Origin of the sequence: Cellulosimicrobium sp. NPDC057127 (assembly GCF_042670945.1) — a bacterium.
Classification (GTDB): domain Bacteria; phylum Actinomycetota; class Actinomycetes; order Actinomycetales; family Cellulomonadaceae; genus Cellulosimicrobium.
Map to the genome: position 1 here is coordinate 54267 of NZ_JBHUUP010000002.1, position 23646 is coordinate 77912.

At 75.7% G+C, this 23646-nt stretch carries 23 protein-coding genes and 2 tRNA genes; 17 read left to right on the top strand and 8 right to left on the bottom strand.

What is annotated here, in order from left to right; translation table 11 throughout:
• The 4 genes from ACFTZA_RS01960 (at position 1) to ACFTZA_RS01975 (ending at position 4078) form a co-directional block, all read left to right on the top strand.
• Complete coding sequence (locus tag ACFTZA_RS01960) at positions 1-1053, top strand: ROK family protein (protein ID WP_378190207.1); 1053 nt, start codon at positions 1-3, stop codon at positions 1051-1053.
• Positions 1041-1823 (top strand): glucosamine-6-phosphate deaminase, encoded by a 783-nt coding sequence (nagB, locus tag ACFTZA_RS01965; RefSeq protein WP_378190209.1) that lies wholly within the window; start codon positions 1041-1043, stop codon positions 1821-1823. The genes ACFTZA_RS01960 and nagB overlap by 13 nt, the downstream gene beginning before the upstream one ends.
• Positions 1824-1874: 51 nt before the next feature.
• Complete coding sequence (locus ACFTZA_RS01970; protein ID WP_378190211.1) at positions 1875-2216, top strand: DUF3039 domain-containing protein; 342 nt, start codon at positions 1875-1877, stop codon at positions 2214-2216.
• Between the two features lie 116 nt (positions 2217-2332).
• Positions 2333-4078: a DEAD/DEAH box helicase gene (locus ACFTZA_RS01975; RefSeq protein WP_378190748.1), complete on the top strand. Its 1746-nt coding sequence runs from the start codon at positions 2333-2335 to the stop codon at positions 4076-4078.
• A 49-nt stretch (positions 4079-4127) separates the two neighbouring features.
• Here the strand turns inward: ACFTZA_RS01975 and ACFTZA_RS01980 are convergent, their stop codons facing one another.
• Complete coding sequence (locus ACFTZA_RS01980) at positions 4128-5519, bottom strand: nicotinate phosphoribosyltransferase (RefSeq protein ID WP_378190750.1); 1392 nt, start codon at positions 5517-5519, stop codon at positions 4128-4130.
• 143 nt (positions 5520-5662) lie between these two features.
• On the opposite strand from ACFTZA_RS01980, the gene clpS reads away from it, so the two are divergent.
• The 8 genes from clpS to rdgB all read left to right on the top strand — a co-directional run bounded on the left by clpS (position 5663) and on the right by rdgB (position 11229).
• Entirely contained in the window at positions 5663-5956 is a 294-nt protein-coding gene (gene clpS, locus ACFTZA_RS01985; protein ID WP_378190752.1) for an ATP-dependent Clp protease adapter ClpS, read from the top strand.
• The gene (locus ACFTZA_RS01990) at positions 5953-6654 is read left to right on the top strand and encodes a DUF2017 family protein (RefSeq protein WP_378190213.1); all 702 of its coding nucleotides are present in this window, start codon (positions 5953-5955) and stop codon (positions 6652-6654) included. Before clpS ends, ACFTZA_RS01990 begins: the two co-directional genes overlap by 4 nt.
• Before the next feature lie 41 nt (positions 6655-6695).
• Entirely contained in the window at positions 6696-7187 is a 492-nt protein-coding gene (locus ACFTZA_RS01995; protein WP_378190215.1) for a DUF2243 domain-containing protein, read from the top strand.
• The gene (locus ACFTZA_RS02000; RefSeq protein WP_378190217.1) at positions 7184-8077 is read left to right on the top strand and encodes a cytochrome c oxidase assembly protein; all 894 of its coding nucleotides are present in this window, start codon (positions 7184-7186) and stop codon (positions 8075-8077) included. Before ACFTZA_RS01995 ends, ACFTZA_RS02000 begins: the two co-directional genes overlap by 4 nt.
• The gene (gene murI, locus ACFTZA_RS02005; RefSeq protein ID WP_378190219.1) at positions 8074-8877 is read left to right on the top strand and encodes a glutamate racemase; all 804 of its coding nucleotides are present in this window, start codon (positions 8074-8076) and stop codon (positions 8875-8877) included. Before ACFTZA_RS02000 ends, murI begins: the two co-directional genes overlap by 4 nt.
• Positions 8877-9707 carry an MBL fold metallo-hydrolase gene (locus ACFTZA_RS02010; RefSeq protein WP_378190220.1) on the top strand — a complete coding sequence of 277 codons (831 nt, stop codon included), beginning with the start codon at positions 8877-8879 and terminating at the stop codon, positions 9705-9707. Before murI ends, ACFTZA_RS02010 begins: the two co-directional genes overlap by 1 nt.
• 77 nt (positions 9708-9784) lie before the next feature.
• Positions 9785-10558, top strand: a complete 774-nt coding sequence (gene rph, locus ACFTZA_RS02015) for a ribonuclease PH (RefSeq protein WP_378190222.1) — start codon at positions 9785-9787, stop codon at positions 10556-10558.
• A complete protein-coding gene (gene rdgB / locus ACFTZA_RS02020; RefSeq protein ID WP_378190224.1) occupies positions 10555-11229 on the top strand; it encodes an RdgB/HAM1 family non-canonical purine NTP pyrophosphatase in 675 nt (224 codons plus the stop codon). The genes rph and rdgB overlap by 4 nt, the downstream gene beginning before the upstream one ends.
• Positions 11230-11248: 19 nt before the next feature.
• Here the strand turns inward: rdgB and ACFTZA_RS02025 are convergent, their stop codons facing one another.
• Positions 11249-11677 carry a DUF3054 domain-containing protein gene (locus ACFTZA_RS02025; RefSeq protein ID WP_378190226.1) on the bottom strand — a complete coding sequence of 143 codons (429 nt, stop codon included), beginning with the start codon at positions 11675-11677 and terminating at the stop codon, positions 11249-11251.
• 94 nt (positions 11678-11771) lie between these two features.
• On the opposite strand from ACFTZA_RS02025, the gene ACFTZA_RS02030 reads away from it, so the two are divergent.
• Entirely contained in the window at positions 11772-13394 is a 1623-nt protein-coding gene (locus ACFTZA_RS02030; protein WP_378190229.1) for an ATP-binding cassette domain-containing protein, read from the top strand.
• Between the two features lie 22 nt (positions 13395-13416).
• Here the strand turns inward: ACFTZA_RS02030 and ACFTZA_RS02035 are convergent, their stop codons facing one another.
• The 4 genes from ACFTZA_RS02035 to ACFTZA_RS02050 all read right to left on the bottom strand — a co-directional run bounded on the left by ACFTZA_RS02035 (position 13417) and on the right by ACFTZA_RS02050 (position 17762).
• Complete coding sequence (locus tag ACFTZA_RS02035; RefSeq protein WP_378190232.1) at positions 13417-13959, bottom strand: flavodoxin domain-containing protein; 543 nt, start codon at positions 13957-13959, stop codon at positions 13417-13419.
• A gap of 131 nt (positions 13960-14090) precedes the next feature.
• Positions 14091-14660: an NUDIX hydrolase family protein gene (locus ACFTZA_RS02040; protein WP_378190234.1), complete on the bottom strand. Its 570-nt coding sequence runs from the start codon at positions 14658-14660 to the stop codon at positions 14091-14093.
• 37 nt (positions 14661-14697) lie between these two features.
• On the bottom strand, positions 14698-16302 hold the full coding sequence (locus ACFTZA_RS02045; RefSeq protein WP_378190237.1) for a pyridoxal phosphate-dependent decarboxylase family protein: 1605 nt from the start codon (positions 16300-16302) through the stop codon (positions 14698-14700).
• Positions 16299-17762, bottom strand: a complete 1464-nt coding sequence (locus tag ACFTZA_RS02050; protein WP_378190239.1) for an MFS transporter — start codon at positions 17760-17762, stop codon at positions 16299-16301. The genes ACFTZA_RS02045 and ACFTZA_RS02050 overlap by 4 nt, the downstream gene beginning before the upstream one ends.
• Before the next feature lie 101 nt (positions 17763-17863).
• On the opposite strand from ACFTZA_RS02050, the gene trxA reads away from it, so the two are divergent.
• Positions 17864-18247, top strand: coding sequence for a thioredoxin (gene trxA, locus ACFTZA_RS02055; RefSeq protein WP_075827748.1), 384 nt, complete (start codon positions 17864-17866; stop codon positions 18245-18247).
• An 88-nt stretch (positions 18248-18335) separates the two neighbouring features.
• Here trxA and ACFTZA_RS02060 read toward each other — a convergent pair.
• Both ACFTZA_RS02060 and bcp read right to left on the bottom strand, forming a co-directional pair.
• Positions 18336-18417: transfer RNA gene (locus ACFTZA_RS02060), tRNA-Leu, on the bottom strand.
• 31 nt (positions 18418-18448) lie between these two features.
• Positions 18449-18925 carry a thioredoxin-dependent thiol peroxidase gene (bcp, locus tag ACFTZA_RS02065; RefSeq protein ID WP_378190241.1) on the bottom strand — a complete coding sequence of 159 codons (477 nt, stop codon included), beginning with the start codon at positions 18923-18925 and terminating at the stop codon, positions 18449-18451.
• 138 nt (positions 18926-19063) lie between these two features.
• Here bcp and ACFTZA_RS02070 point away from each other — a divergent pair, with 138 nt between their 5' ends.
• The 3 genes from ACFTZA_RS02070 to ACFTZA_RS02080 all read left to right on the top strand — a co-directional run bounded on the left by ACFTZA_RS02070 (position 19064) and on the right by ACFTZA_RS02080 (position 23640).
• On the top strand, positions 19064-19402 hold the full coding sequence (locus ACFTZA_RS02070; RefSeq protein ID WP_378190754.1) for a GroES family chaperonin: 339 nt from the start codon (positions 19064-19066) through the stop codon (positions 19400-19402).
• Positions 19403-19501: 99 nt separating this feature from the next.
• Positions 19502-19577 (top strand) — tRNA-Lys (locus ACFTZA_RS02075).
• A 262-nt stretch (positions 19578-19839) separates the two neighbouring features.
• Positions 19840-23640: a hypothetical protein gene (locus ACFTZA_RS02080; protein WP_378190243.1), complete on the top strand. Its 3801-nt coding sequence runs from the start codon at positions 19840-19842 to the stop codon at positions 23638-23640.
• The last annotated feature ends 6 nt before the right edge of the window (positions 23641-23646 follow it).

Consider the following 23646-nt stretch of genomic DNA (forward strand, 5'->3'; position numbering starts at 1 on the left):
GTGAGCGAGCTGAGCACGGCCGCCTCCCTCCCCGGCGAGGCGGCCGCGGTCCCGGGCGCCGACCGCCCGGCCACGGCGACCGCACCCGGCGCGCGCGCCGTCGACCGTCGCGCACCCGGGTGGACGGCCGGCCTGGACGTCGGCGGCACCAAGGTGCTCGCGACCGTCCTCGACCCCGAGGGGGCGTCGCACGGGACCGTGCGCGTGCCCACCGTCCGCGGGCCCGAGGGCGTCGTCGCGACCGCCGCCCAGGCGGTGCACGACGTCGCGCGCCGCGCGGGCGTGGACGTCGCGTCCCTCGACGGCGTGGGCGTCGGCGTGCCCGGGCTCGTCGACCCGGACGACGGCTCCGTGACCCACGCGGTCAACCTCGGCGTCGACGGCGCACGGTTCCCGCTGGCCGACCGGCTCTCGCGGGCCGTCGGGGGAGTCCCCGTCCGCGTGGACAACGACCTCAACGTCGCCGCGCTCGGCGCCGCGCACGTGATGGGCGCCGACGGCACCGACCTCGCCTTCCTCGCGCTCGGGACCGGCCTCGCGGCCGGCATCGTGCTCGGCGGGCAGGTGCGGCGCGGCGTGAGCGGCGCCGCGGGCGAGATCGGCCACATCCCGGTGGACCCGAACGGGCCGGCCTGCGCGTGCGGGCAGCGCGGGTGCGTCGAGGTGTACGCGTCGGGGTCCGCGCTCGGTGCGCGGTGGCCATCGCGCCACGGGCGCCCTGCCCCGGCCGAGCTGTTCGACGCCGCGGCCGCGGGCGACCCCGAGGCCCGGCGGATCAAGGACGAGTTCGCGACCGCCGTCGCGAGCGCGGTGCGCATCCTGCAGCTCACCGTGGACGTGCGCCACGTCGTCCTGGGCGGCGGCGTCTCGGCGCTCGGCGAGCCCCTGCTCGACGCCGTGCGCGGAGCGCTCGAGAGCCAGGCGCGCACGTCGCCCTTCCTGTCGTCGCTGCGCCTGGCCGAGCGCGTGTCGCTCGCGCCCGCCGACGTACCCGTCGCCGCCGTGGGAGCCGCCCTCGTCGGCCGTCGAGAGGAGCCCTCGTGGAGGTCGTGATCGCCCCGCCCGAGACGCTCGCGCGGCTCGCCGCGGGCGCCGTCGACGCGCTGCTGCGCGCCCGGCCGGACGCCGTGCTGGGACTGGCGACCGGCTCCAGCCCGCTGCGGGTCTACGACGAGCTCGCGCGCCGCCACGCGCAGGAGGGGCTGAGCTTCGCCCGCGCGCAGGCGTTCCTGCTCGACGAGTACGTGGGCCTGCCGGCCGACCACCCCCAGCGGTACCGCAACGTCATCGAGGCCGAGATCGCCGCGCGCGTGGACCTCGCCCCGGGCGCGGTGCGGGGACCGGACGGGCTCGCCGCGGACCTGCCCGCCGCGTGCGCGGCGTACGAGGCCGCGATCGCCGCCGCGGGCGGGGTCGACCTCCAGATCCTGGGCATCGGCACCGACGGGCACATCGCGTTCAACGAACCGGGGTCCTCGCTCGCCTCGCGCACCCGGATCAAGACGCTCACCACCCAGACGCGCGAGGACAACGCCCGGTTCTTCGACGACGACGTCGACAAGGTGCCGACCCACTGCCTGACCCAGGGCCTGGCCACCATCATGTCGGCGCGCCACCTGGTGCTCCTCGCGACCGGGCGCGGCAAGGCGGAGGCGGTGCACCAGCTCGTCGAGGGCCCGGTCTCCGCGCTGTGGCCCGCGACGATCATGCAGATGCACCCGCACGCGACCGTGCTGGTCGACGACGCCGCCGCCTCGCGCCTGCAGCTCGCGGCGTACTACCGCCAGGCGTACGCCGCGAAGCCGCCGTGGCAGGGCCTGTGACGCGACGCCGCGACGCCGGCGGTGCGGGTGGGGCGACGTAGACTTCCCCTCATGACCGAACTCCGCGCGAGCACGCCCCCCGGTGGGCCCGAGGACCCGTCCCGGGGTCCCGCGCAGCCGAGCGACCCGCAGCGCGCCGGCTCCACGGGCCTCCTCGAGCGCGAGGAGACCCGCGAGCAGGCCGAGCCGGGCGACCACGAGCGCTTCGCGCACTACGTGCGCAAGGAGAAGATCATGCAGTCGGCGCTCTCCGGCAAGCCGGTGATCGCGCTGTGCGGCAAGGTGTGGGTCCCGGGGCGCGACCCGAGCAAGTTCCCCGTGTGCCCCACGTGCAAGGAGATCTACGAGGGTCTGCGTGAGCCGCAGGACGGCGAGGGTGACTCCGGCACGTGAGCGGCTCACCCCACCCGTCGTCCCCTGCTCAGTCCTCTCCCCGCACCACGCCCGGCGTCCCTGCGGCGCCCGTCGCCGGCGCTCCCCAGAGCCCGTCGTCGGCCGCCGCGTCGCACCTGTCCCCGGCGTTCCCGCGCCGCGCCCCGTGGGGCTCGGCGTCGAAGCTGCGCGCCTGGCAGGCCGAGGCTCTCGAGCTGTACCGCACGCGTGCGCCGCGTGACTTCCTCGCCGTCGCCACGCCCGGTGCCGGCAAGACGACCTTCGCGCTGCGCGTCGCCACCGAGCTCCTCGAGCAGGGTGCGGTGCGGCGCGTGACGGTCGTCGCGCCCACCGAGCACCTCAAGCACCAGTGGGCCGACGCCGCGGCGCGCGTCGGCATCCGGATCGACCCGAACTTCCGCAACAGCCAGGGCCGGCACGGCGCCCACTACGACGGCGTCGCGCTGACGTACGCGCAGGTCGCGGCCAAGCCCGCCCTGCACGCGGCGCGCACCACCGCGGACCGCACGCTCGTCATCCTCGACGAGGTGCACCACGGCGGTGACGCGCTGTCGTGGGGCGACGCGGTGCGCGAGGCGTTCGAGGACGCGGAGCGGCGGCTGTCCCTCACGGGCACGCCGTTCCGCTCGGACACGGCCGCGATCCCGTTCGTCGAGTACGAGCGCGGGACGGACGGCATCCGCCGCTCGAAGGCCGACTACACGTACGGGTACGGCGAGGCGCTGCGCGACCACGTCGTGCGCCCCGTGCTGTTCCTCACGTACTCCGGCCAGATGCGCTGGCGCACGAAGGCGGGCGACGAGGTCAGCGCGCGGCTCGGCGAGCCGCTGACGAAGGACATGACGGGGCAGGCGTGGCGCACCGCGCTGGACCCGAACGGCGAGTGGATCCCGTCCGTCCTCGCCGCGGCCGACAAGCGGCTGTCCGAGGTGCGGCGCGCGATCCCCGACGCGGGCGGCCTCGTCATCGCGACGGACCAGACGGACGCGCGCGCGTACGCCGGGCACCTCGCGCGCATCACCGGCACGTCGCCGACCGTCGTGCTCTCGGACGACGAGGGCGCGAGCAGCCGCATCGAGGAGTTCTCCGACGGCGACCAGCGCTGGATGGTCGCGGTGCGCATGGTGTCCGAGGGCGTGGACGTCCCGCGGCTCGCGGTCGGCGTCTACGCGACCTCGACCTCCACCCCGCTGTTCTTCGCGCAGGCCGTCGGGCGCTTCGTGCGCGCCCGCCGGCGCGGCGAGACCGCGTCGGTGTTCCTGCCGAGCGTCGCGCCGCTCCTCGAGCTCGCGAACGGCCTCGAGGCCGAGCGCGACCACGCGCTCGACCGGCCGCTGACGGCCGAGGAGCAGGGGGAGGGCTTCGACCCGGAGGCGGCCGAGCTCGCCGCCGCCAACCGCGAGGACAAGGCGTCCGGGGACCTCCTCCAGGGGTCGTTCGAGGCGCTGGAGGCGCAGGCGTCGTTCGACCGCGTGCTGTTCGACGGCGGCGAGTTCGGGACCGGCGCGGACGTCGGCTCCGACGAGGAGCTCGACTTCCTGGGCCTGCCGGGGCTGCTCGACGCGGACCAGGTGACGACGCTGCTGCGTCAGCGCCAGGCCGACCAGATGAGCGCCCGGTCGAAGAACGGCCCGTCGGCCGAGCGCGAGCGCTCCGAGCTCGAGCACCGTCGCGCCGCGGAGCTGCGCAAGGAGCTCCAGCAGCTCGTCTCGGCCTGGGCGCGCCGCAGCGGGCAACCCCACGGCACCGTGCACACCGAGCTGCGGCGCCGGTGCGGCGGCCCGGAGGTGCCGCTCGCGACGGTCGAGCAGCTCGACGCGCGCGTGGCGCTCGTGCGCCGGTGGTTCGTCGGGCAGAAGTAGCCGCCGGCCCGCGTCCCGCCGCCGGACGCGCGGTCTGCCCGCGCGCCGGTCAGTCGAGCCGGCGCACCGTGGTCGGGATCGCCGGGTCGCCCGCGGACAGGCGCCGCGCCCCGCGCGGCAGCTCGGCGCGAGCCTCCCGGTGCCGCTCGGCGGCGTTCTCCACCCCGTAGGAACCGACCCAGCGCGAGTCGACCGCACCGTCCACGACGAGCGGCACGTGCAGCGGGCGCACGTCGCCCGCCTCCTGCTCGGGGTCCCAGTCCCGCACGGCGAGGTCGGGGCCGGTGACGAGGAGCTCCTCGACGGCGCGGCCGTCGTCGTCGTAACGGCGGGCCGCCGCCTTGCGGCCGCCCGCGCTCGTCTTCGCCGTCGACGCCTTCGCGACGGGCTCGAGCATCCCCGAGCCGTTCGAGCGCGCGACGAGCTTGTAGACCATGCCGCACGTCGGGGCGCCGGACCCGGTGACCAGTGCCGTGCCCACGCCGTAGGAGTCGACCGGGGCCGCGGCGAGCGAGGCGATCGCGTGCTCGTCGAGGTCCGAGGTCACCGTGATGCGCGTGTCCCGGGCGCCGAGCGAGTCCAGCTGGCGCCGCACCTCGACCGCGAGGACCCCGAGGTCGCCCGAGTCGAGCCGCACCGCACCCAGCGCCGTCCCGGCGGCACGGACGGCGTTCGCGACGCCGCGGTGCACGTCGTAGGTGTCGACGAGCAGCGTCGTGCCGGGGCCCTGGGACGCGACCTGGGACGCGAAGGCGGACTGCTCGTCGTCGTGCAGGAGCGTGAACGCGTGGGCCGCGGTGCCGATGGTCGGCAGACCGTAGCGGCGTCCCGCCTCGAGGTTCGACGTCCCGGCGAACCCGGCGACGACCGCGGCGCGCGCGGCGGCGACCGCGGCCTGCTCGTTCGCGCGCCGCGCCCCCATCTCCAGGCACGGGCGGTCCACCGCGGCGCTCGTCATGCGGGAGGCCGCCGACGCGATCGCCGAGTCGTAGTTGAGGATCGACAGCACGAGCGTCTCGAGGACGACGGCCTCGGCGAACGTGCCCTCGACGAGCATGACGGGGGACTGCGGGAAGAACACCTCGCCCTCGGCGTACCCCGTGATCGTCCCGGTGAAGCGGTAGTCCGCGAGGTACTCGAGCGTGCGCTCGCCGACGACGCCGTTGTCGCGGAGCCAGTCGAGCTCGTGGGCGGAGAAGCGGAACGACGGCAGCGCCTCGAGGACGCGACCGGTGCCGGCGAGCACGCCGTAGCGGCGGCCCGCGGGGAGCCGGCGCGTGAAGACCTCGAACAGGCAGTGGCGGTGCGCGGTGCCGTCGGCGAGCGCGGCCTCGAGCATCGTGAGCTCGTACCGGTCCGTCAGGAGCGCGGTCGACGACGAGGGCGGGAGGTCGCTCGCCGGACCTGCGGGGCGGTCGAGCGTGAGGGCGTCGATCGTCATCGGCAGGGCGGCGCTGCCCTGGTGGGGGAGGCTCATGCGACAAACCTAGGACAGGTCGGCGCTCGACGGGCGGCGGACGGCCGGGCAAATACAGTGGTGGCGTGAGCCATCCCCCCAGCCTCGTGCGCGCCGGCCGGCCGCGGGTGTCCGTCACGGTCCCCGACGAGGCGACGCACGCCGACCTCGACGTGGCCACGGAACCGCCCTGGGTGACCCTCGTGTGGAACGACCCGGTGAACCTCATGAGCTACGTCTCGTACGTGTTCGAGTCCTACTTCGGCTACGCGCCGCCGCGCGCGAACGAGCTCATGCTGCAGGTCCACCACGAGGGGCGTGCCGTCGTCTCGACGGGGGACCGCGAGCGCATGGAGGTCGACGTGCAGGCGATGCACTCGTACGGGCTGTGGGCGACGATGCAGCGGAGCGACGCCTCGTGAGGCCGTTCCGGCCCGAGGCGCTGGGCTACGTCGCCGAGCTGGAGCCGTCCGAGCGCATCGTCCTCGCGCAGGTCGCGGGCGACGTCGCGCAGATGCTCCAGGACGAGGTCGGCGACCGCGCCGTCCCGCACGCCGGACCGGCGGGGGAGCCGTCCGGCGCCGAGGACGGTCCCGACGGCACGTGGGCGCCCCCGGGGTGGACCGGCCCGCCGCCCGCCGCGGCGGGAGCGACGGAGGGCGCGCCGGCGGACCCGGCGGTGCGTCGTCTGCTGCCGGACGCCTCCGACGACGCCGCGGTCGCGGACGAGTTCCGCCGCTTCACGCAGGGGGACCTCGCGGCGGAGAAGGTCGGCCGTCTCGTGCTGCTCGGGCAGATGCTCGTGGACGGCGAGCCGGCGTCGGCGGCGCCGTTCGTCGTGCCGCGCGACGCGGCGCGCCGCGTCGCGGGCGCGCTGACGGACGTACGCCTCGTCCTCGCGGAGCGGCTCGACCTGCGCACCGACGACCAGGTCGAGGGTCTGTACGACGAGCTGGACGCCGAGGGCGAGGACGGCCCGGAGCTCGACGGCGACGTCGACGGGCGTGCGGCGCGGCGCTTCCTGGTCAGCGTGTTCCTGCTCACGGGACTGCTGCAGGAGTCGCTCGTGGACGGCATGCTCGCGGACCTGCGCGCGGGGCACGGGGACGCCAGGGCCTGACGGGCGACGCGGGAGGAGACCCGCGGGGGGAGGTGGGGAGCGTGGACGGTCCGACGTCGGTCGGTGACGCCCGCTCGGCGCGCCGGGCCTCGATGCTCGCGACGGCGCTGATCGGTGTCGGGGTGATGGCGGCGGTCGACGAGATCGTCTTCCACCAGCTCCTGGCGTGGCACCACTTCTACGACCGGTCGACCGGTGACGTCGCGCTGCTGTCGGACGGGCTGCTGCACGCCGCCGAGCTCGTGCTCGTGGTCGGCGGGTTCTTCTGGTTCGCGGACCTGCGCCGCCGCCGAGCGCTCGCACCGCGGTTCGCGTGGGCCGGCGCGTTCCTGGGTGCGGGCGGTTTCCAGCTGTTCGACGGGTTGGTGAACCACAAGGTGCTCGGCCTGCACGAGGTGCGCTACGGCGTCGACCTCGTGCCGTACGACCTCGCGTGGAACGGCGCGGGCCTCGTGCTGCTGGCGGTCGGCCTGGTGCTGGCCGTGCGCAGCCGCGGCGAGGGCGCGGCCCCGGTGGCGGCGCCGGGCGCGTGACGACCCACGTCCACCACCCGGCGGCTCACGGCGCGGCGCCGGACGTCGTCGGCTGGCTCGTGCCCGTGGCCGTCGTCCTGATGCTCGTGGGCGCGTACCGGGCGCTCGCGGCCCGCCGCGAGCGCGCCCTGGACCGGCGGTGGGGCCGCGCGCGGACCACGGCCTGGGTCACCGGCGCGGCGCTCCTCGCGCTCGGCGTCTCGCCCCCGGTCGCCGAGCTCGCGCACGCGGACGCGCGCGGCCACATGCTCCAGCACCTGCTGCTCGGGATGTACGCGCCGCTCGGGCTCGTGCTGGGCGCCCCGGTGACGCTGCTGCTCGGCGCCGCCACGACGGCGGGCCGTCGACGGGTCGCCGCGGTGCTGCGCAGCGTCCCGGTACGCGTGCTGTCCCACCCGCTCGTCGCGGGCGCGATCGACATGGGCGGCCTCTACGTGCTCTACCTCACCGGTCTGTACGCGGCGAGCCTGTCGAGCACGCTGCTGCACGGCGCGGTGGGACTGCACCTCGTGCTCGCCGGCACGCTGTTCACGTGGGCCGTCGCCGGGCCGGACCCGGCACCGCACCGGCCCGGCGTGCGCGTGCGCGTCGTCGCGCTCGTGCTCGCGGCGGGCGCCCACGCGTACCTCGCCACGCTGCTGTACGCGCGCGCCCCCGCGCTGCCGCCGGGCGGTGGGCACACGGCGGCCGAGATGGAGCAGGCCGCGCAGTGGATGTACTACGGCGGCGACGTCGCCGAGGTCGCGCTCGCCGTCGCGCTGTTCGCCGGCTGGTACCGGGCTCGCGGACGGAGGGGGGACGCGGCCCGGGGCGTGTGGGCGCTGCCACAGGGTGACGCCGCGCGCACGGGCGGTCGTGCGGCGCCACCCCCACTAGGCTCGGGCGGGTGAACGACGCTCCCATCGGCATCTTCGACTCGGGCGTGGGCGGGCTGACGGTGGCGCGCGCGGTCCTCGACCAGCTGCCGAACGAGTCCCTGCTGTACATCGGGGACACCGCCAACGGCCCGTACGGGCCGAAGCCGCTCGCCGCCGTGCGCGCGATGGCGCTCGCGATCATGGACCAGCTCGTCGACGACGGCGTGAAGATGCTCGTCATCGCGTGCAACTCGGCGTCGTCCGCGGTGCTGCGCGACGCGCGCGAGCGCTACACGCAGCGGCACGGCCTGCCGGTGGTCGAGGTGATCCTGCCGGCGGCGCGCCGCGCGGTCGCGGCGACGCGCAACGGGCACGTCGGCGTGATCGGCACGCGCGCCACGGTCACCTCGCGCGCGTACGACGACGCGTTCGCCGTGACGCCGGGGCTCACCGTGACGTCGCAGGCGTGCCCGGAGTTCGTGCGGCTCGTCGAGAGCGGCGTGACGTCGGGCCCGGAGGTGCTGTCCGTGGCGCGCGAGTACCTCGACCCGGTGCGTGACGCGGGCGTGGACACGCTGGTGCTGGGCTGCACGCACTACCCGCTGCTCACGGGCGCGATCTCCTACGTCATGGGCGAGGAGGTCACGCTGGTGTCGAGCGCCGAGGAGACGGCGAAGGACGTCTACCGCACGCTCGTCGCGCACGACCTCGAGCGCTCGCGCGACGCCGGCCCGCCGCGCCACCGCTTCCTCGCCACGGGCAGCGTCGAGCCGTTCGACCACCTCGCGCGCCGCTTCCTCGGCCCCGAGGTGCTCAGCGTGGAGGCCGCCTGATGCGCCTGGTCACCGTCGGCTGCTCCGGGTCCTTCGCCGGCCCGGACTCGCCCGCGTCGTCGTACCTCGTGCAGGTTCCCGCCGCCGAGGCGGCCGCGGCGGGGTTCGAGGCACGGGACTGGAGCGTCGTGCTGGACCTCGGCAACGGGGCCTTCGGGACGCTGCAGCGGTTCGTCGACCCGCTCGACCTGGACGCCCTCGCCCTGTCGCACCTGCACCCCGACCACTTCGTCGACGTGTGCGGGCTCTACGTGTACCTGCGGTACCACCCGGAGCGCGGGTCCAGCCGTACCGGCTCCCCGTCCCGGCTGCCGGTGCTCGGGCCGTCGGGCACGGCGCGCCGCATCGCGGAGGCCTACGGGTCGGAGCCGGGCGACGGGCCCTCCGGCGAGCTCGACGTGCGCACGTGGGAGCCGGGCGTACCGGTGCGGGTCGGCCCGATGACGCTCGAGCCGTTCCGCGTGTTCCACCCGGTCGAGGCGTACGGCCTGCGCGTCACCGGGCCGTCGAGCGTGCGCCCGGGCGAGCAGGCCGTGCTCGCGTACACCGGGGACACGGACGCGTGCGACGGCGTGGTCGAGCTCGCGCGCGACGCCGACCTCCTGCTGTCCGAGGCCGCGTTCCACGAGGGCCGCGACGACGGTGTCGAGCGCGGCATCCACCTCACGGGACGTCGGGCCGGCGAGGTCGCGACGGCGGCCGGAGCCCGTCGGCTCGTCCTCACGCACCTGCCCGCCTGGAACGACCCCGAGCGCTCGGTGGCGGAGGCCCGCGCGACGTACACGGGTCCCGTGGGCGTCGCGACGACGGGCGCCGTCTTCGACGTCTGACCGTCGGCGTCCGACCGCCGCCGCGCGGTCCGGGCGAGCGCCCCGGACAGCCCCGAGGCGGTGGGTAGGGTGGCCGCATGACCACTGCTCCTGCCGCCGGCACGGCCGGCACCTCGGCCGTGCGCGCCGACGGCCGCGCGCACGACCAGCTCCGCCCCGTGACGATCACCCGCAGCTGGCTCGACCAGGCCGAGGGCTCCGTGCTCGTCGAGTTCGGTCGCACGCGCGTGCTGTGCGCGGCGTCGTTCACCGAGGGCGTGCCGCGCTGGCGCAAGGGCTCCGGCGAGGGCTGGGTCACCGCCGAGTACGCGATGCTCCCGCGCGCGACGAACGAGCGCAGCCAGCGCGAGTCGGTCAAGGGCAGGATCGGCGGCCGCACCCACGAGATCTCGCGCCTCATCGGGCGGTCGCTGCGCGCGGTCATCGACGTCTCCGCGCTCGGGGAGAACACCATCGTCCTCGACTGCGACGTGCTCCAGGCCGACGGCGGCACGCGCACCGCCGCGATCACCGGCGCCTACGTGGCGCTCGCGGACGCCGTCGCGTGGGGCCAGCGCCACGGGCACGTGAAGTCGGGCGGCAAGCCCGTGCTCACCGACTCCGTCGCGGCCGTGAGCGTCGGCATCGTCGACGGCGTGCCGATGCTCGACCTGCCGTACGTCGAGGACGTGCGCGCCGAGACGGACATGAACGTCGTCACCACGGGGTCGGGCACGTTCGTCGAGGTGCAGGGCACGGCCGAGCACGCGCCGTTCGACCGCGCCGAGCTCGACGCGCTCCTCGACCTGGCCGTCGCCGGCACGGCCGAGCTCACCGCGATCCAGCGGGCCGCGCTCGAGGCGGGCGCGTGAGCGGCGGGTCGCCCGTCCGGGTGCCGGACGGCGCCCGCCTCGTCCTCGCGACGCACAACCGCGGCAAGCTCGCCGAGCTGCGCGCGATCCTCGCGGCCGAGCTCGACGCCCACCCGGGGCTCGACCTCGCGCCCGAGCAGGTCGTGAGCGCCGGTGACGTGGGGGCCCCGGAGCCCGTCGAGGACGGCGTGACGTTCGCGGAGAACGCGCTCCTCAAGGCGCGGGCGCTCGTCGCCGCGACCGGCCTGCCCGCCGTGGCGGACGACTCCGGTCTCGCCGTCGACGTGCTCGGCGGCGCACCCGGAATCTTCAGCGCGCGCTGGGCCGGTCGCCACGGCGACGACGTCGCGAACCTCGAGCTCCTGCTCGCCCAGCTGCGCGACGTGCGGCCCGAGCACCGCGGTGCCGGGTTCGTGTGCGCCGCGGCGCTCGTGACGCCCGACGGCCGCGAGGTCGTGCGCACCGGTGCGATGCGGGGCGTGCTCCTCGAGGCCCCGCGCGGGACGAACGGCTTCGGCTACGACCCCGTCCTCGAGCCGCAGGACCAGCCCGCGGGCGCCCCGCGGCGCTCGGCCGCCGAGCTCGACCCGGCCGAGAAGAACGCCATCAGCCACCGCGGCACGGCGTTCCGCGCGCTCGCGCCGGAGGTCGTCGCGGCCCTGGTGCGGTAAGGGCCCGGGGCGCGGCGGTTCAGCGGCCCGCGAGGTCGCGCTCGCGGCGACGACGCTCCGCGGGGCGCAGCACCTCGACGAGCGCCACGACCCCGCGCCAGCCGAGCAGCGTCAGGCCGAGGAACCCGAACGACACGAGCTGGAAGGCGGGTGCGACGCCCTGGCCGGTGAGCACGCGCAGCAGCACGCCGAGCGCCCACGCGCAGCCCCACACCACGACGCCCGTCGGCCACAGGCGCCAGGGGCGGCGCCACGCGCGCGTGACCAGCCACCCGACGAGCGCGCCCGCGGCGAACGGCCACGCGACGTACAGCAGCCGCGCCGCGCCCTCGCCCGGCGTGTGCGCCGCGAGACCGCCGGAGGCGAGCGCGAGCACGCACGCGACGTCGGCGAGCGCGGCGAGCACGACGAGGCCGGCGGGGGAGCGCAGGGCGGCTGCGGTGCTCATGCCTCGACGGTACCCGCCGATCTCACAGGGGCGTGCCCACGTGCGTGCGCCCGGTGATGCGGGCGCCCGGGCGCGCGCCACCTAGGGTTGTGCCGTGCACCTCGCCGCCGACGACCTCGCCTTCTCCTACCCGGGGCGGCCCGTGCTCGACGGCGTGAGCGTCCGGGTGACGGAGGGCACACGCCTCGGCGTGGTGGGGGAGAACGGGACGGGCAAGTCCACGCTGCTGCACGTCCTGGCCGGGGGCCTGGTCCCGAGCCGTGGGCAGGTGCGCCGCACGGGCGACCTCGCCGTGGTCGAGCAGGAGCTCGCCGTGGCGACGGGTCAGACGGTGGGGGACCTCGTGCGCGCGACGCTCGCCGGCCTGCGCGCCGTCGCCGCGGAGCTCGACGCCGCGGCCCGCGACTTCGACCACGAGACCGGCGACCTGGCCGAGCTGACCGGCGTGCTGGCGCGCGCGGAGCACCTCGCGGTGTGGGACGCCGACCGCCGGGTCGACGTCGCGCTGTCCCGCCTCGGCGCGTGCCGCGACCACGCTCGCGAGCTCACGACCCTGTCCGTCGGCGAGCGCTACCGGGTGCGCCTCGCGTGCCGCCTCGCCGAGCGGGCCGAGCTCCTGCTGCTCGACGAGCCGACGAACCACCTCGACGCGAGCGGCATCGACTTCCTCACCGGAGAGCTCGTGGCGTGGCGGGGCGGCGTCGTCATGGTCACGCACGACCGCCAGCTGCTCGACGACGTCGCGACCGAGATCCTCGACCTCGACCCGGCGATGGACGGCCGGCCGGTCCTGTACGGGCAGCCGGGCTACCTCGCCTACCGGTTCGCCAAGAACCAGGCGCTGCACCGCTGGCGGCAGCGCTACCGCGCCGAGCGCAAGCGCGCCGAGAAGCTCGCCCAGGTGCTCGACGCGTCGTACGAGGGGCTGTCCGACGAGTGGCGCCCGCCCAAGGGCAGCGAGAAGCACCGGCGTGCCACGCGCGCCCGCATCCACGTCAAGGCGGCCGACCGCATGATCCAGCGCCTCGAGGCGGACGCCGTCGAGGTGCCCGTCCCGCCGCTGCAGCTCGCGTTCCCGGAGCTGCCCGCCATGTCTCCCGGCTGGGACCCCGCCGAGGCCGTCGTCGAGCTCCGCAGCCCGCGGGTCGGGGCACGCCTCGACCTGCCCGGCACACGCGTCGCGGTCCCGCCGTCCGGGCGACTGCTCGTGACCGGCCCCAACGGCAGCGGCAAGTCGACGTTCCTCGCCGCGCTCGCGGGTCTGGCGCCGCTCGACCGGGGCACCCGCTCCGTGGTCGACGGCGCCCGGCTGGGCGTCGTCGCGCAGGAGGGCCCGGACCTGCCGCCGGGCGCCGAGGACCGCACCGGGTTCGACGAGTACGCGCGCGAGGCGCTCGACCTGCTCGGCGCCCGGCGCCTGGACCCGGACCACCTGGTGCCCGTGGCGTTCCTCGGCCTGCTCACCGAGGGCGATCTCGAGCGGCCCCTGCGCGAGCTCTCGGCGGGTCAGCGGCGGAGGTTCGACCTCGCGCGGGCGCTCCTCGCGGCACCGCACGTGCTGCTGCTCGACGAGCCGACCAACCACCTGTCCATCGACCTCGTCGACGAGCTCACGCAGGCGCTGCGGGTCACGCCCGCCGCGGTCGTGGTCGCGACGCACGACCGCCGCATGCGCGAGGACCTCGAGGACTGGCCGCGCCTGGAGCTCGCCGGCTGAGCCGGTCCGGCGCGGCGGGCCGTCAGGCGTGCGGCGCCTGTGCGAGGGGCACGAGCGCGTCCGCCAGTCCTCGGCCCCACGTGCGGGCGCGGTCCAGCTCGCCGTCGCCGAGCGGCCCCTCGACGTCCCCGACGTAGAACGACGCCGGTGGCGTCACCATGCGGAACCCCGCGTGGCGCAGGACCTTCGCCGCGCCGCGCGCGGCGGACCCGGGCAGCGGCTTGACCTTGGTCACGCGCGTGTCGAACGTCGCGGCCAGGCGCTCCTGCGGCTGCCGCGGCACCGACTCGACCCACTCGCGCAGGCCGCGCGTGCGGTGCGAGACCTCCCCGGTCGCCCGCTGGACCGCGTCGGCGCGCGTTGCCGGGCGCGTCATGCCGAACGCGTGCGTCGGCCCACCCGCCACCACGAGGTCGGCCCCGGCCAGCGCGTCCTGCGCCGCGGCGTCGACCGCGTCGACGTCGACCACCGTGACGGCGACCCGCTCACCCAGACCCTCCGCGACGGCGCGCGCGACGCGCTCGCTGTTGCCGAACATCGACTCGTACACCACGACGGCGTCCATGACTGCTCCCTCGTCCCCGCGTCGGCGTCGGGCCGACGGCCTCCCGTCCTCCCACGGTCGGTCGGGACCGGTGCGCGGTGCGACGGGCGTCGGTCACGGGCGGAGGGGACCTCGGTCCCGCCGGGCGACGCTCAGGGCAGCCGGCCGACGAACGCCATCGCCTGGCGCAGCAGAACGCCCTGGCCGCCGTGCATCTCGAGCTGGACGGCGTCGCTGCACGCCTGCTCGGGCGTGAGCCACGCGAGCTCGAGGGCGTTCTGCTGCGGCCGGCAGTCGCCGGACACGGGGACCACGTAGGCGAGCGAGACCGCGTGCTGGCGGTCGTCGTGGTACGACGTGATGCCGGGCGTCGGGAAGTACTCGGCCACCGTGAACGGCTGCGGAGAGGCCGGCACCCGGGGCAGCGCGACGGGTCCGAGGTCCTTCTCGATGTGGCGCAGCAGCGCGTCGCGGATGCGCTCGTGGTACATCACGCGGCCGGAGACCAGCGCGCGCGTCATCATCCCGTCGGGTGCGACGCGCAGCAGGAGCCCGACGGCCACGACGTCGCCCGAGTCGTCGACCCGCACCGGCACCGCGTCGACGTAGACGAGGGGGAGCTGCGAGCGGGCGACCGCGATCTCCTCGGGGCTGAGCCACCCGGCGGGCCGGGGGTTCTCGTGCGAGAAGTCGTCAGGCGGGAAGTCGGCGGTGTCCGTCACCCGACTGTTCTACCCCGCGACGCCCGGGGGAGCGAGTTCATCCCGCGCGCGCCGCCCCGCCCGCCGGCTGGTCCCACGGCTCGGCGACGCGCGCGAGGAGCTCGACGAGCAGCCGCTCGGCGACGGGCCCGGGCAGCGACTCCATGATCGACATGAGGGGCGCGAGCCGGGTCGGCACGACCGAGCCCGCCGACCCGTCCTCCGGTGCACCGAGCACCGTCTGCAGCGTGGCCCACACCTCGTCGGAGGTGGGCGACCCGGCGCCCGCCACGCCGGCGAGCGCACCGAGGACCGAGGAGGTGTCGGGGCGCGGGTCGCCGCGCACCTCGTCGGCGCCCACGACGAGAGCCTCGACGAGCGACTCGACCGCGGCCTCCGTGACGGGGGTGACGGTGAGGTGGGTGGTGTGCGGCAGGCGGGTGCCGTCGTCCTGCGCGAGCCCGGGCTGCGGCTGGAGGACCCAGCCGCGCGCCCGGACGGCGTCCGCCCACAGGTGCGGGTCGACCCGCCGGCCGGGCGCCACGGCGTCGTCCGTCGCGACGGCGAGCAGGGGCCCGGTCGGCGAGCCGACGACGCGCAGGCCCTCGATCGCGGCCACCGCGTCGTGCAGCGCCCCGGCCGCGCGCACGCAGCGCGCCGTGAGCGCCGTGTACCCGTCGGTCCCGAGCGCCTGCGTCACGGCCCACGCCGCGGCGAGCGGTGCGGCCGAGCGCGAACCCGACACCCCCGAGTTGACCACCGGGTAGCCGGGCCAGCCGGTGGTCGCGAAGAACTGGTGCCGGTGCCGGTCGCGGCCGCGCACGAGCAGCACGGACGAGCCCTTCGGCGCGTACCCGTACTTGTGCACGTCCGCGGAGATGCTCGTCACCCCCGGGACCGCGAAGTCGAACGCGGGGACGGGCGCGCCGCCCGCGCGCTCCCAGAACGGCAGGACCCACCCGCCGACGCACGCGTCGACGTGGACGGGTACCCCGCGCGCGGCGGCCGCCGCGGCGACCTCGGCGACCGGGTCGACCACGCCGTGGGGGTACGACGGCGCGGAGACCACGACGAGCGCGACGTCGCCGTCGGGACTGTCCAGCTCGGCGACGAGGTCCGCCGCCGCCGTCACGCCGGTCGCCGGGTCCACCGGCACGAGCGTGAGCGCGAGCCCGAGGTACTGCGCCGCCTTGCGGAACGCCGCGTGCGCGCTCACGGGCGCGACGAGCCGGGGGCGTGCGCCCGGGCGGCGCGCGGCGAGCTGGTCGCGCGCCGTCTTCACCGCGAGCAGGCAGCTCTCGGTCCCGCCTGACGTGACGGAGCCGACGACCGCGTCCGGGCCCTGCGCCGGCCCGTGCAGCACGTCGCGCGCGAACGCGACGAGCTCGCGCTCCATGACCGCGACCGACGTGAACGTCGTCGGGTCGAGGCCGTTGACCGGCAGCACCGCGCGGGCGGCCGCGCCCGCGAGCTCGTCGAGCTCGGCCAGGCCCGGGTCGTAGACGTAGGACAGGACGCGGCCGCCGTGCGTCGGGGCGTCGGCGGCGCGCAGCCGGGCCAGGCGGTCGAGGATGCCCTCGGTGCGCACCGGGACGGCGCCGGAGGCGGGGGGCGACCCGGTGCGGTGGGCGCGCGCGGCGGTCGGGCTGGGCGGGGTGGTCATGCAGCGGCTCCGTCGTGGTCGTGCGGCAGCTCCGTCGCGGTGCCGTCGACATCCCCCCTGCGCAGACCGTACCGCACCAGCGGGAGGAGGCTGGCGAGGATCAGCAGGGCGGGCACGACGGAGAACGACAGCGCGATCCCGTCGACGGCGCTCGTCGGCTGCGCGGCCGCCTCGCCCGCGCGCGTCGAGACGTAGCCCGTCGCCGCCAGCACGACCGACAGCACCGCGGGGCCGAGGGCCATGCCGGCGGTCTCGCCCGCGGTCCACACCCCGCTGAACGTGCCGCCGTGACCGTCGCCGTGCGACCGCGCGTCGTGGGCGATCACGTCGGGCAGCATCGCCAGCGGGAGCACCTGCATCCCGGCGTACGCGACGCCGGCGAGGGCCGTCGGGACGTACACCCACGCCCCGGGCGCCCAGGCGAGCGGCACCATGCCGAGCGCGGCGACGGCGAACAGCACGGTGGCGACGACGAACCCCCGCTCCTTGCCGTCGCGGCGCGCGAGCCGCGTCCACAGCGGCATGCAGGCGAGCGCCGGGGCGATGAGCGCGGCGAACAGCAGGCTCACGGCCGCCTCGTCGCGCAGCACGTGGCGCGCGACGTAGGCGGCGCCGGCGAGCATGAGACCGATCGCGACGGCCTGGAGGAAGAACGCCGCCAGGAGCGTGCGGAACGGGCGCGACCGGCGCAGCGCGTCGAGCGCCTGGCGCACGGCCGTCACCCAGACGCCGCGCGCGGTGGGCGCGGGAGCCGTCGCACCGTCGCCCGCGGGCCGGTCCGGCGCCGGGCGCCCGCGCGGGGCGATGCGTGCGGTGACGAGCATGCCGGCGCCGAGCAGCACGCCGCACACGGCGCCCATGAGGAGGTACCCGGACAGGGAGTCGGGGTCGCCGCGCAGCGCCGGCCCGCCGGCGCCGAAGACCAGGATGGCCAGCGCGAGGGCGGCGACGCGCCACGCGAGCAGACGGGTGCGGCCGTCGTAGGTGAGGTCGAGCTCGGCCGGCAGCGCGATGTACGGGACCTGGAACAGGCTGAAGGCCGTCGCCGCCAGGACGAAGGCGACCAGCACCCACAGCGCCGCGGCGGTCGGTCCCGCGGCCGCGGGCACGGCGAACGTCAGCGTGAAGAGCACGGGGAGGGTGAGCGCCCCGACCGTCAGGAACCGGCGGCGCGAGCCGGTGCGGGCGAGGTCGCGGTCCGAGCCGTACCCGATGAACGGGTCGACCAGCACGTCCCACACCTTCGCGCCGGTGACGATGAGGCCCGCGACGGCGGCCGGGACGGCGAGCGCGTCGGTGAGGTACACGAGGAGCACGAGGCCCGGCAACGTCCCGAACCCGCCGGTGCCGACCGAGCCCGCGGCGTACCCGACGACGGTGCGCCGGTCGGGGCGCGCGAGCCGAGGACGAGGGCCGGACAGGTCGTCGCGCGGGCCGGAGGCCCCGGTGGCGTGCGTCACAGCCACAGCGTAGGGGGCGGGGTGCTGCCGCAGGGGGAATACTCGCTGTTCCCGCGTTGCTTCACCCAGCGGACGCTGACACACCCTCGGAAGGACCCGACATGGCCACGCAGACGCTCACCGAGACGACCTTCGAGCAGACGATCAAGGACAACGACATCGTGCTGGTCGACTTCTGGGCGGACTGGTGCGGCCCGTGCAAGATGTTCGCGCCGGTGTTCGAGGCGTCGTCGGAGGAGAACCCCGACGTCGTCCACGCCAAGATCGACACCGAGGCGGAGCGCGGCCTGGCGGCCGCCGCCAACATCACGTCGATCCCGACGCTCATGGCGTTCCGCGAGGGCATCCTCGTCTTCTCGCAGCCCGGCGCGCTGCCCGCACCGGCGCTCAAGCAGGTCGTCGACGCCGTCAAGGGCCTCGACATGGAGGACGTGCGCCGGCAGATCGCCGCGGCGGACGACGGCGCGCCCGCGCAGGAGGCCTGAGCCCCCGCCGCGCGACGGCCGCGACCACGGTCGCACCACGACGGACGGCCCGTCACCCCGGCAGGGGTGGCGGGCCGTCCGAGCGCCGTGCGCGAGGCGGGACTCGAACCCGCACGTCCGAGGACACCAGGACCTAAACCTGGCGCGGCTGCCAGTTACGCCACTCGCGCGCGGGCGTCAGTCTACGGCGGGGCGCGGTGACTACCGCGGATCGATGCCCAGGTCGCGGCGGAGCTTCGCCACGTGGCCGGTCGCCTTGACGTTGTACTGCGCGAGCTCGACGGTGCCCTCGGGGTCCACGACGACGGTCGAGCGGATCACGCCCACCACGGTCCGGCCGTAGTTCTTCTTCTCGCCCCACGCGCCGTACGCCTCGAGGGCCGACTTCTCGACGTCGGACACGAGGGGGAAGGTCAGCTGCTCCGCCTCGGCGAACGCGGCGAGCTTCTCCACCGGGTCGGGCGAGACGCCCACGACCGTGTACCCCGCGCCCTGCAGCGACGCGAGGCTGTCGCGGAAGTCGCACGCCTGCTTCGTGCAGCCGGGCGTCCCGGCGGCCGGGTAGAAGTAGACGACGACGTGCCGGCCGCGCAGGTCCGACAGCGTGACGGTGCTGCCGTCGGCGGCGGGCAGGGTGAAGTCGGGTGCGGTGTCGCCGGCGGTGAGGCGCGTGGCCATGGGACTCCTTGGTGCAGGGGAGGGACGGTGCTCTCCGAGGGTAGGCGACCCGGGTAGCGTGGTCGCGTGAGCACGACGACGCCCCCGTCCTCCTCCCGTCCCGCACCCTCGGGCGGACGCACCGACCTCCCCGTCCGCATGCTGCACGACCGGCTGCTCGTCGAGCCGGAGGTGGACGCGAGCGAGCGGCAGAGCTCGGCGGGGCTCGTCATCCCCGCGACGGCGGCCGGCCCGAAGCGGCTCGCGTGGGCCGTCGTGGTGGCGGCGGGCGAGCACGTGCGCCAGGTCGCCGTGGGGGACCGCGTCCTGTTCGACCCGGACGAGCGCGCCGAGGTCGAGCTCGGCGGCAAGGACCTCGTGCTCCTGCGCGAGCGCGACGTGCACGCGGTCTCCCAGCTCGTGCTCCTGCGCGAGCGCGACGTGCACGCGGTCTCCCAGGAGGTCGACGAGAGCGGTCCGACGGGCCTGTACCTGTAGCGCCACCTGCAGCGCCCGGGCGGTGTCGCGCACCTCACAGGTGTCCTGGCCGGATCGATTTCCGGCCCCGGTCGGCCTGCTGCTAGTGTTTCTTCTCGCGCGCCATTAGCTCAACTGGCAGAGCAGCTGACTCTTAATCAGCGGGTTCGGGGTTCGAGTCCCTGATGGCGCACCACGCCGCTCACCGGCGCACGACGGCCGTCCACCCCACGGGTGGGCGGCCGTCGTCGTTCCTGCCGCCGCGCGCCCGGCCTTCCGCGCCCGGCCTTCCGCGCCCGGTCCCGCGGCGTCACCCGACCGTCGTCGGTCGTTCCGCGCGCGTTCCTCCTGGCTCGTCCAGGAGTTCACCACCGCCCGGGATCGTCCCGTACCGGGTACGGGTGCCCCGGACGACGGTCGGCCGTGCCCTTCGCCTGTCGACGACGAAAGGACACCCGATGCACGTCCACGTGCACACGCCCCCGCCCCGCAGGAGACGACGCGCGGTCGCCGCAGCGCTCGGGGCGACCCTCGCCGCAGGGGCCCTCGCCCCGGTGACCGCAGGTGCGGTCCTGGCGCCGCCGAGCGCCGCCGCGACCACGAGCGGTCCCGAGGAACCCAGCGGCACCCCGGTCCTGCACCCCACGACGGGGACGTACCTCGACGGCACGGCGACCGTCGAGGCGCAGCCGGTCATGGCGGGCGACCCGGTGGCCGAGCTCGCCGTCGACGGCGAGCCGCTCGACGCGGTGCCGACGCCCGCGACGGCGCGCCTGCTCTTCGACGTCGGCAGCAACTCGATCGAGGCGCGGTACGGCAGCTACGTGCTCGTCAACGGCACACGCCTCGACCTCGACCGCGACATGGTCTCCGAGCGCGTCGCGCTCGACGTCCCGGCCGACCTGCTCGTCCGGGGCACCAACGACGTGCGCTTCGTCGTCGGGACGTTCGAGACGTCGTGCGGCGCGAACTACGACGACTACGACGTCACCGAGGTCTCCCTCGAGCTCCTCGGCGAGGTCGCCGACGGCTCGGGCAACAGCTTCTCCTACGCGTTCGGTGACGGCTCGTGCGGCACGAACACGGCGCGCATCCAGAGCGCCGACCTGGAGTTCGACCTCGCGCAGGACCCGACGGCCACCACCGGCCTCGCGGCCGAGCTCGACACCGCGACGCTCGAGAACGGCGCGCACACCCTCACCGCGACGACCGCGGCGGGCCTCGCGGCGTCGAGCGCGGTCACCGTGAACAACTCCGCGCCCGGCGCCCCCGCGATCACCCCGGCCGACGGCGCCCTGCTCGACGGCACGCAGACGATCCTCGCCACCCCGCCCGACGGCGGCGACACACCCACCGGGATCGCCGTCGACGGCACCGCGCTGGTCACGACCGAGACGCTGGGCGCCGGGACGTCGGCGTTCGTCCTCACCGTCGGGTCGAACTCGATCGAGGCGCGCTACACCAACCACCTGCTCGTCAACGGCCAGCGCATCGACCTCGTCGACCGCGACTACGCGAGCGAGACGGTCCGCATCGACGTGCCCAACGCCTACCTGCGCGAAGGGGCCAACACGGTCCGCTTCGTCGCCGGCACCTACCCGACGTCGTGCGGCGCCAACCGCGACGACTTCACGGTCTCCGGCCTCGGGTTGGAGGTCACCGACGGCACGGCCACCCCGGTGGGGGTCGCGCCGTCGTACACGCTCGGCGACGGGAACTGCGGCTCCGCGACGACGCGCCCGCGCGAGGTCGACCTCCGCTTCGACGTCGTCCGGGACGCCGACGCCCCCGCGCCCGGCCTGCGCGCGGAGCTGGACACCGCGACGCTCGCCGACGGCGTGCACGAGATCACCTCGGCGACGGCCGCCGGGGCGACCGCCCGCCGCACCGTCACGACCGACAACACCGGTCCCGCGATCGCGTCGAGCACCCCCGCCGCCGGCGACCGGCTCGCGACGGCCACGACGCTCGCGGTCGAGCTCACGGACGCCTCGGGCGTCCTCGAGGGCCCGCACGTGGTGCTCGACGGCGAGACGCTCGAGCCCGGCGCCGCGGTCGGTCCGGGTCTCGCGCCCGGCGAGCACGCGCTGGTCGTCACCGCGACGGACGTGCTCGGCAACGAGAGCAGCCACGAGATCGCGTTCACGAGCCTGGGCGTCCCCGACGTGCCGACCGATCTGACCCCGACGACGGGCGCGACCGGCATCGAGGGCTCGGTGGAGCTCGGCGCCCGCGTGGCCGTCCCGGGCGGCGGTGACGTGACCGCGACGTTCTCGCGCGCGGAGGTCGCCTCGCCGGTCGTCGCCGCGCAGGGAGAGACCGCCGCGGTGCCGACGAGCACGCTCGAGGTCGAGGGCGAGCAGCCGGCCGCCGTCGACGCGCTCGTCCCCGGCGACGACGCCGTGCTCGAGTCCGCGGCGTCGCGCGACGTCGCGTTCCAGCGGTTCGAGATCCCGGCAGAGGGTGACGCGACCGGTCAGGTCGTGCGCTGGGAGGGCGTGGTCGACCCGCAGCGCCTGGCCACGCTCCACGTCTGGGACGGCTCCGCCTGGGACGAGCTCGCGGCCGCGCGCGGCGCGGTCGACGGCCCGACGACCCTCGCGGCCACGCTCGGCGCCGGGCACGCCCACGACGGCACGGTGCACGTGCTCGTCACGGGCACCGACCCCTTCGCCGACGACATCGGCGCGGGCGGTTCGCGCGAGGAGACCGACTTCGCCGACCGTGGGGCCTACGACTTCTCGATGGTCCACCTCACCGACACCCAGTACCTGTCCGAGGGCGCGGTCGAGCAGGAGACGCCCGAGGAGCGCGCCGTGTGGGCGCAGGCCTACACGGACGTGGCGCAGTGGGTCGTCGACAACGCCGACGACCGCAACATCGCCTACATGGCCCACACGGGCGACGTGAACGAGAACTACACGCGCGTCCCGGCGGACGAGGCGATGGCCGCGCAGATCCGCGGTGAGTACGAGTTCTCGTCCTCCGTACAGCGCATCGTCGACGAGGCGGGCATCCCCAACGGCGTGCTCGCGGGGAACCACGACAACCTCACCGGGCAGGACAACGGGCCCGGCGCGCTGTTCAACGAGTACTACGGTCCCGAGCGCTACGCGGCCCTGTCGCAGGGCTGGGAGCACGCGTCGTACGGCGGCCCGTGGCGCGAGGGCGACAACCAGAACCACTACGACCTGTTCACCGCGGGCGGTCTCGACTTCGTCGCGGTGTACCTCTCGTACGGCGTGACGGACGAGGAGGCCGCCTGGGCCGACGACGTGCTCGCGCAGTTCGCGGACCGCAACGCGATCGTGCTCACGCACGACTACCTCGTGCCGAGCACGAGCCCGGACGGTCGCGGGTCCCCGCACTCGACGCCCGACGGCCGCCTCGTGCACGCCAAGGTCGTCGAGCCGAACCCCAACGTGTTCCTCGTCCTGACCGGGCACCGGCACGGCGTCGGCATCAACGTCCGCCAGGACGTCGGCACGCAGGGCAGCGGCGTCGTCGAGCTCCTCGCCGACTACCAGTTCTACGAGATCACGGCCGAGGAGGCAGGCCTCACGGAGGTCGGCGGCTACGAGCCCGGGCAGGGCCTGCGCCTCGGCGCGAGCTTCTTCCGGCTGCTCCAGTTCGACGTCGACCGGTCCGAGATGATCGTCGACACGTACTCGCCGTGGCTGGAGGACTTCGGCGCGACGGAGTACGACGACGAGCAGCGCTACGACGGCCGCGAGGACGACTTCACGGTTCCCGTCGACCTTACGAGCCGCACGACGACCCTCTCGACCGACGCGGTCTCGCTCTTCTCGCCGGCCGAGGAGATCGGTGCCGTGACCGTGCCCTCTGGCGAGGTCGCGACGGTCACGTGGGACGGCCTCGAGCCGGGCACGCGCCACGCGTGGTCCGTCACGGCGACCAGCGCGGACGGCGGCCGGACCGTCTCCCCGGTGCAGTCCTTCACGACGGCGCCCGCCCCCGACGGCCTCGTCGTCTCGGCGCAGGCCCGTGCCCAGTGCATGGCGGGCACGGCGTACGTCGCCGTGCGGGCGACCAACGACGACACCGTCCCGGTGGACGTCACGCTCGAGACGCCGTTCGGGTCGCGCACCGTGACGGACGTGGCGCCCGGCCGCTCCGCGTACCAGGCGTTCCCCGTGCGCGCGGCCGACGTCGAGGCGGGCAGCGCGCGCGTGACGGCGAGCGGCGACGGCCGGTCCGCGGAGCTCGACGTCGCGTTCGACGCGGTCGGCTGCGGCTGACCGCGA

Bases quoted from the DNA above. Each gene is read 5' to 3' on its own strand.
- ACFTZA_RS01970 (WP_378190211.1), top strand. From the start codon at position 1,875: ATGACCGAACTCCGCGCGAGCACGCCCCCCGGTGGGCCCGAGGACCCG.
- ACFTZA_RS01980 (WP_378190750.1), bottom strand. From the start codon at position 5,519: ATGACGATCGACGCCCTCACGCTCGACCGCCCCGCAGGTCCGGCGAGC.
- ACFTZA_RS02010 (WP_378190220.1), top strand. From the start codon at position 8,877: ATGCGCCTGGTCACCGTCGGCTGCTCCGGGTCCTTCGCCGGCCCGGAC.
- rph (WP_378190222.1), top strand. From the start codon at position 9,785: ATGACCACTGCTCCTGCCGCCGGCACGGCCGGCACCTCGGCCGTGCGC.
- ACFTZA_RS02025 (WP_378190226.1), bottom strand. From the start codon at position 11,677: ATGAGCACCGCAGCCGCCCTGCGCTCCCCCGCCGGCCTCGTCGTGCTC.
- ACFTZA_RS02035 (WP_378190232.1), bottom strand. From the start codon at position 13,959: ATGGACGCCGTCGTGGTGTACGAGTCGATGTTCGGCAACAGCGAGCGC.
- ACFTZA_RS02045 (WP_378190237.1), bottom strand. From the start codon at position 16,302: ATGACCACCCCGCCCAGCCCGACCGCCGCGCGCGCCCACCGCACCGGG.
- trxA (WP_075827748.1), top strand. From the start codon at position 17,864: ATGGCCACGCAGACGCTCACCGAGACGACCTTCGAGCAGACGATCAAG.
- bcp (WP_378190241.1), bottom strand. From the start codon at position 18,925: ATGGCCACGCGCCTCACCGCCGGCGACACCGCACCCGACTTCACCCTG.
- ACFTZA_RS02070 (WP_378190754.1), top strand. From the start codon at position 19,064: ATGCTGCACGACCGGCTGCTCGTCGAGCCGGAGGTGGACGCGAGCGAG.
- ACFTZA_RS02080 (WP_378190243.1), top strand. From the start codon at position 19,840: ATGCACGTCCACGTGCACACGCCCCCGCCCCGCAGGAGACGACGCGCG.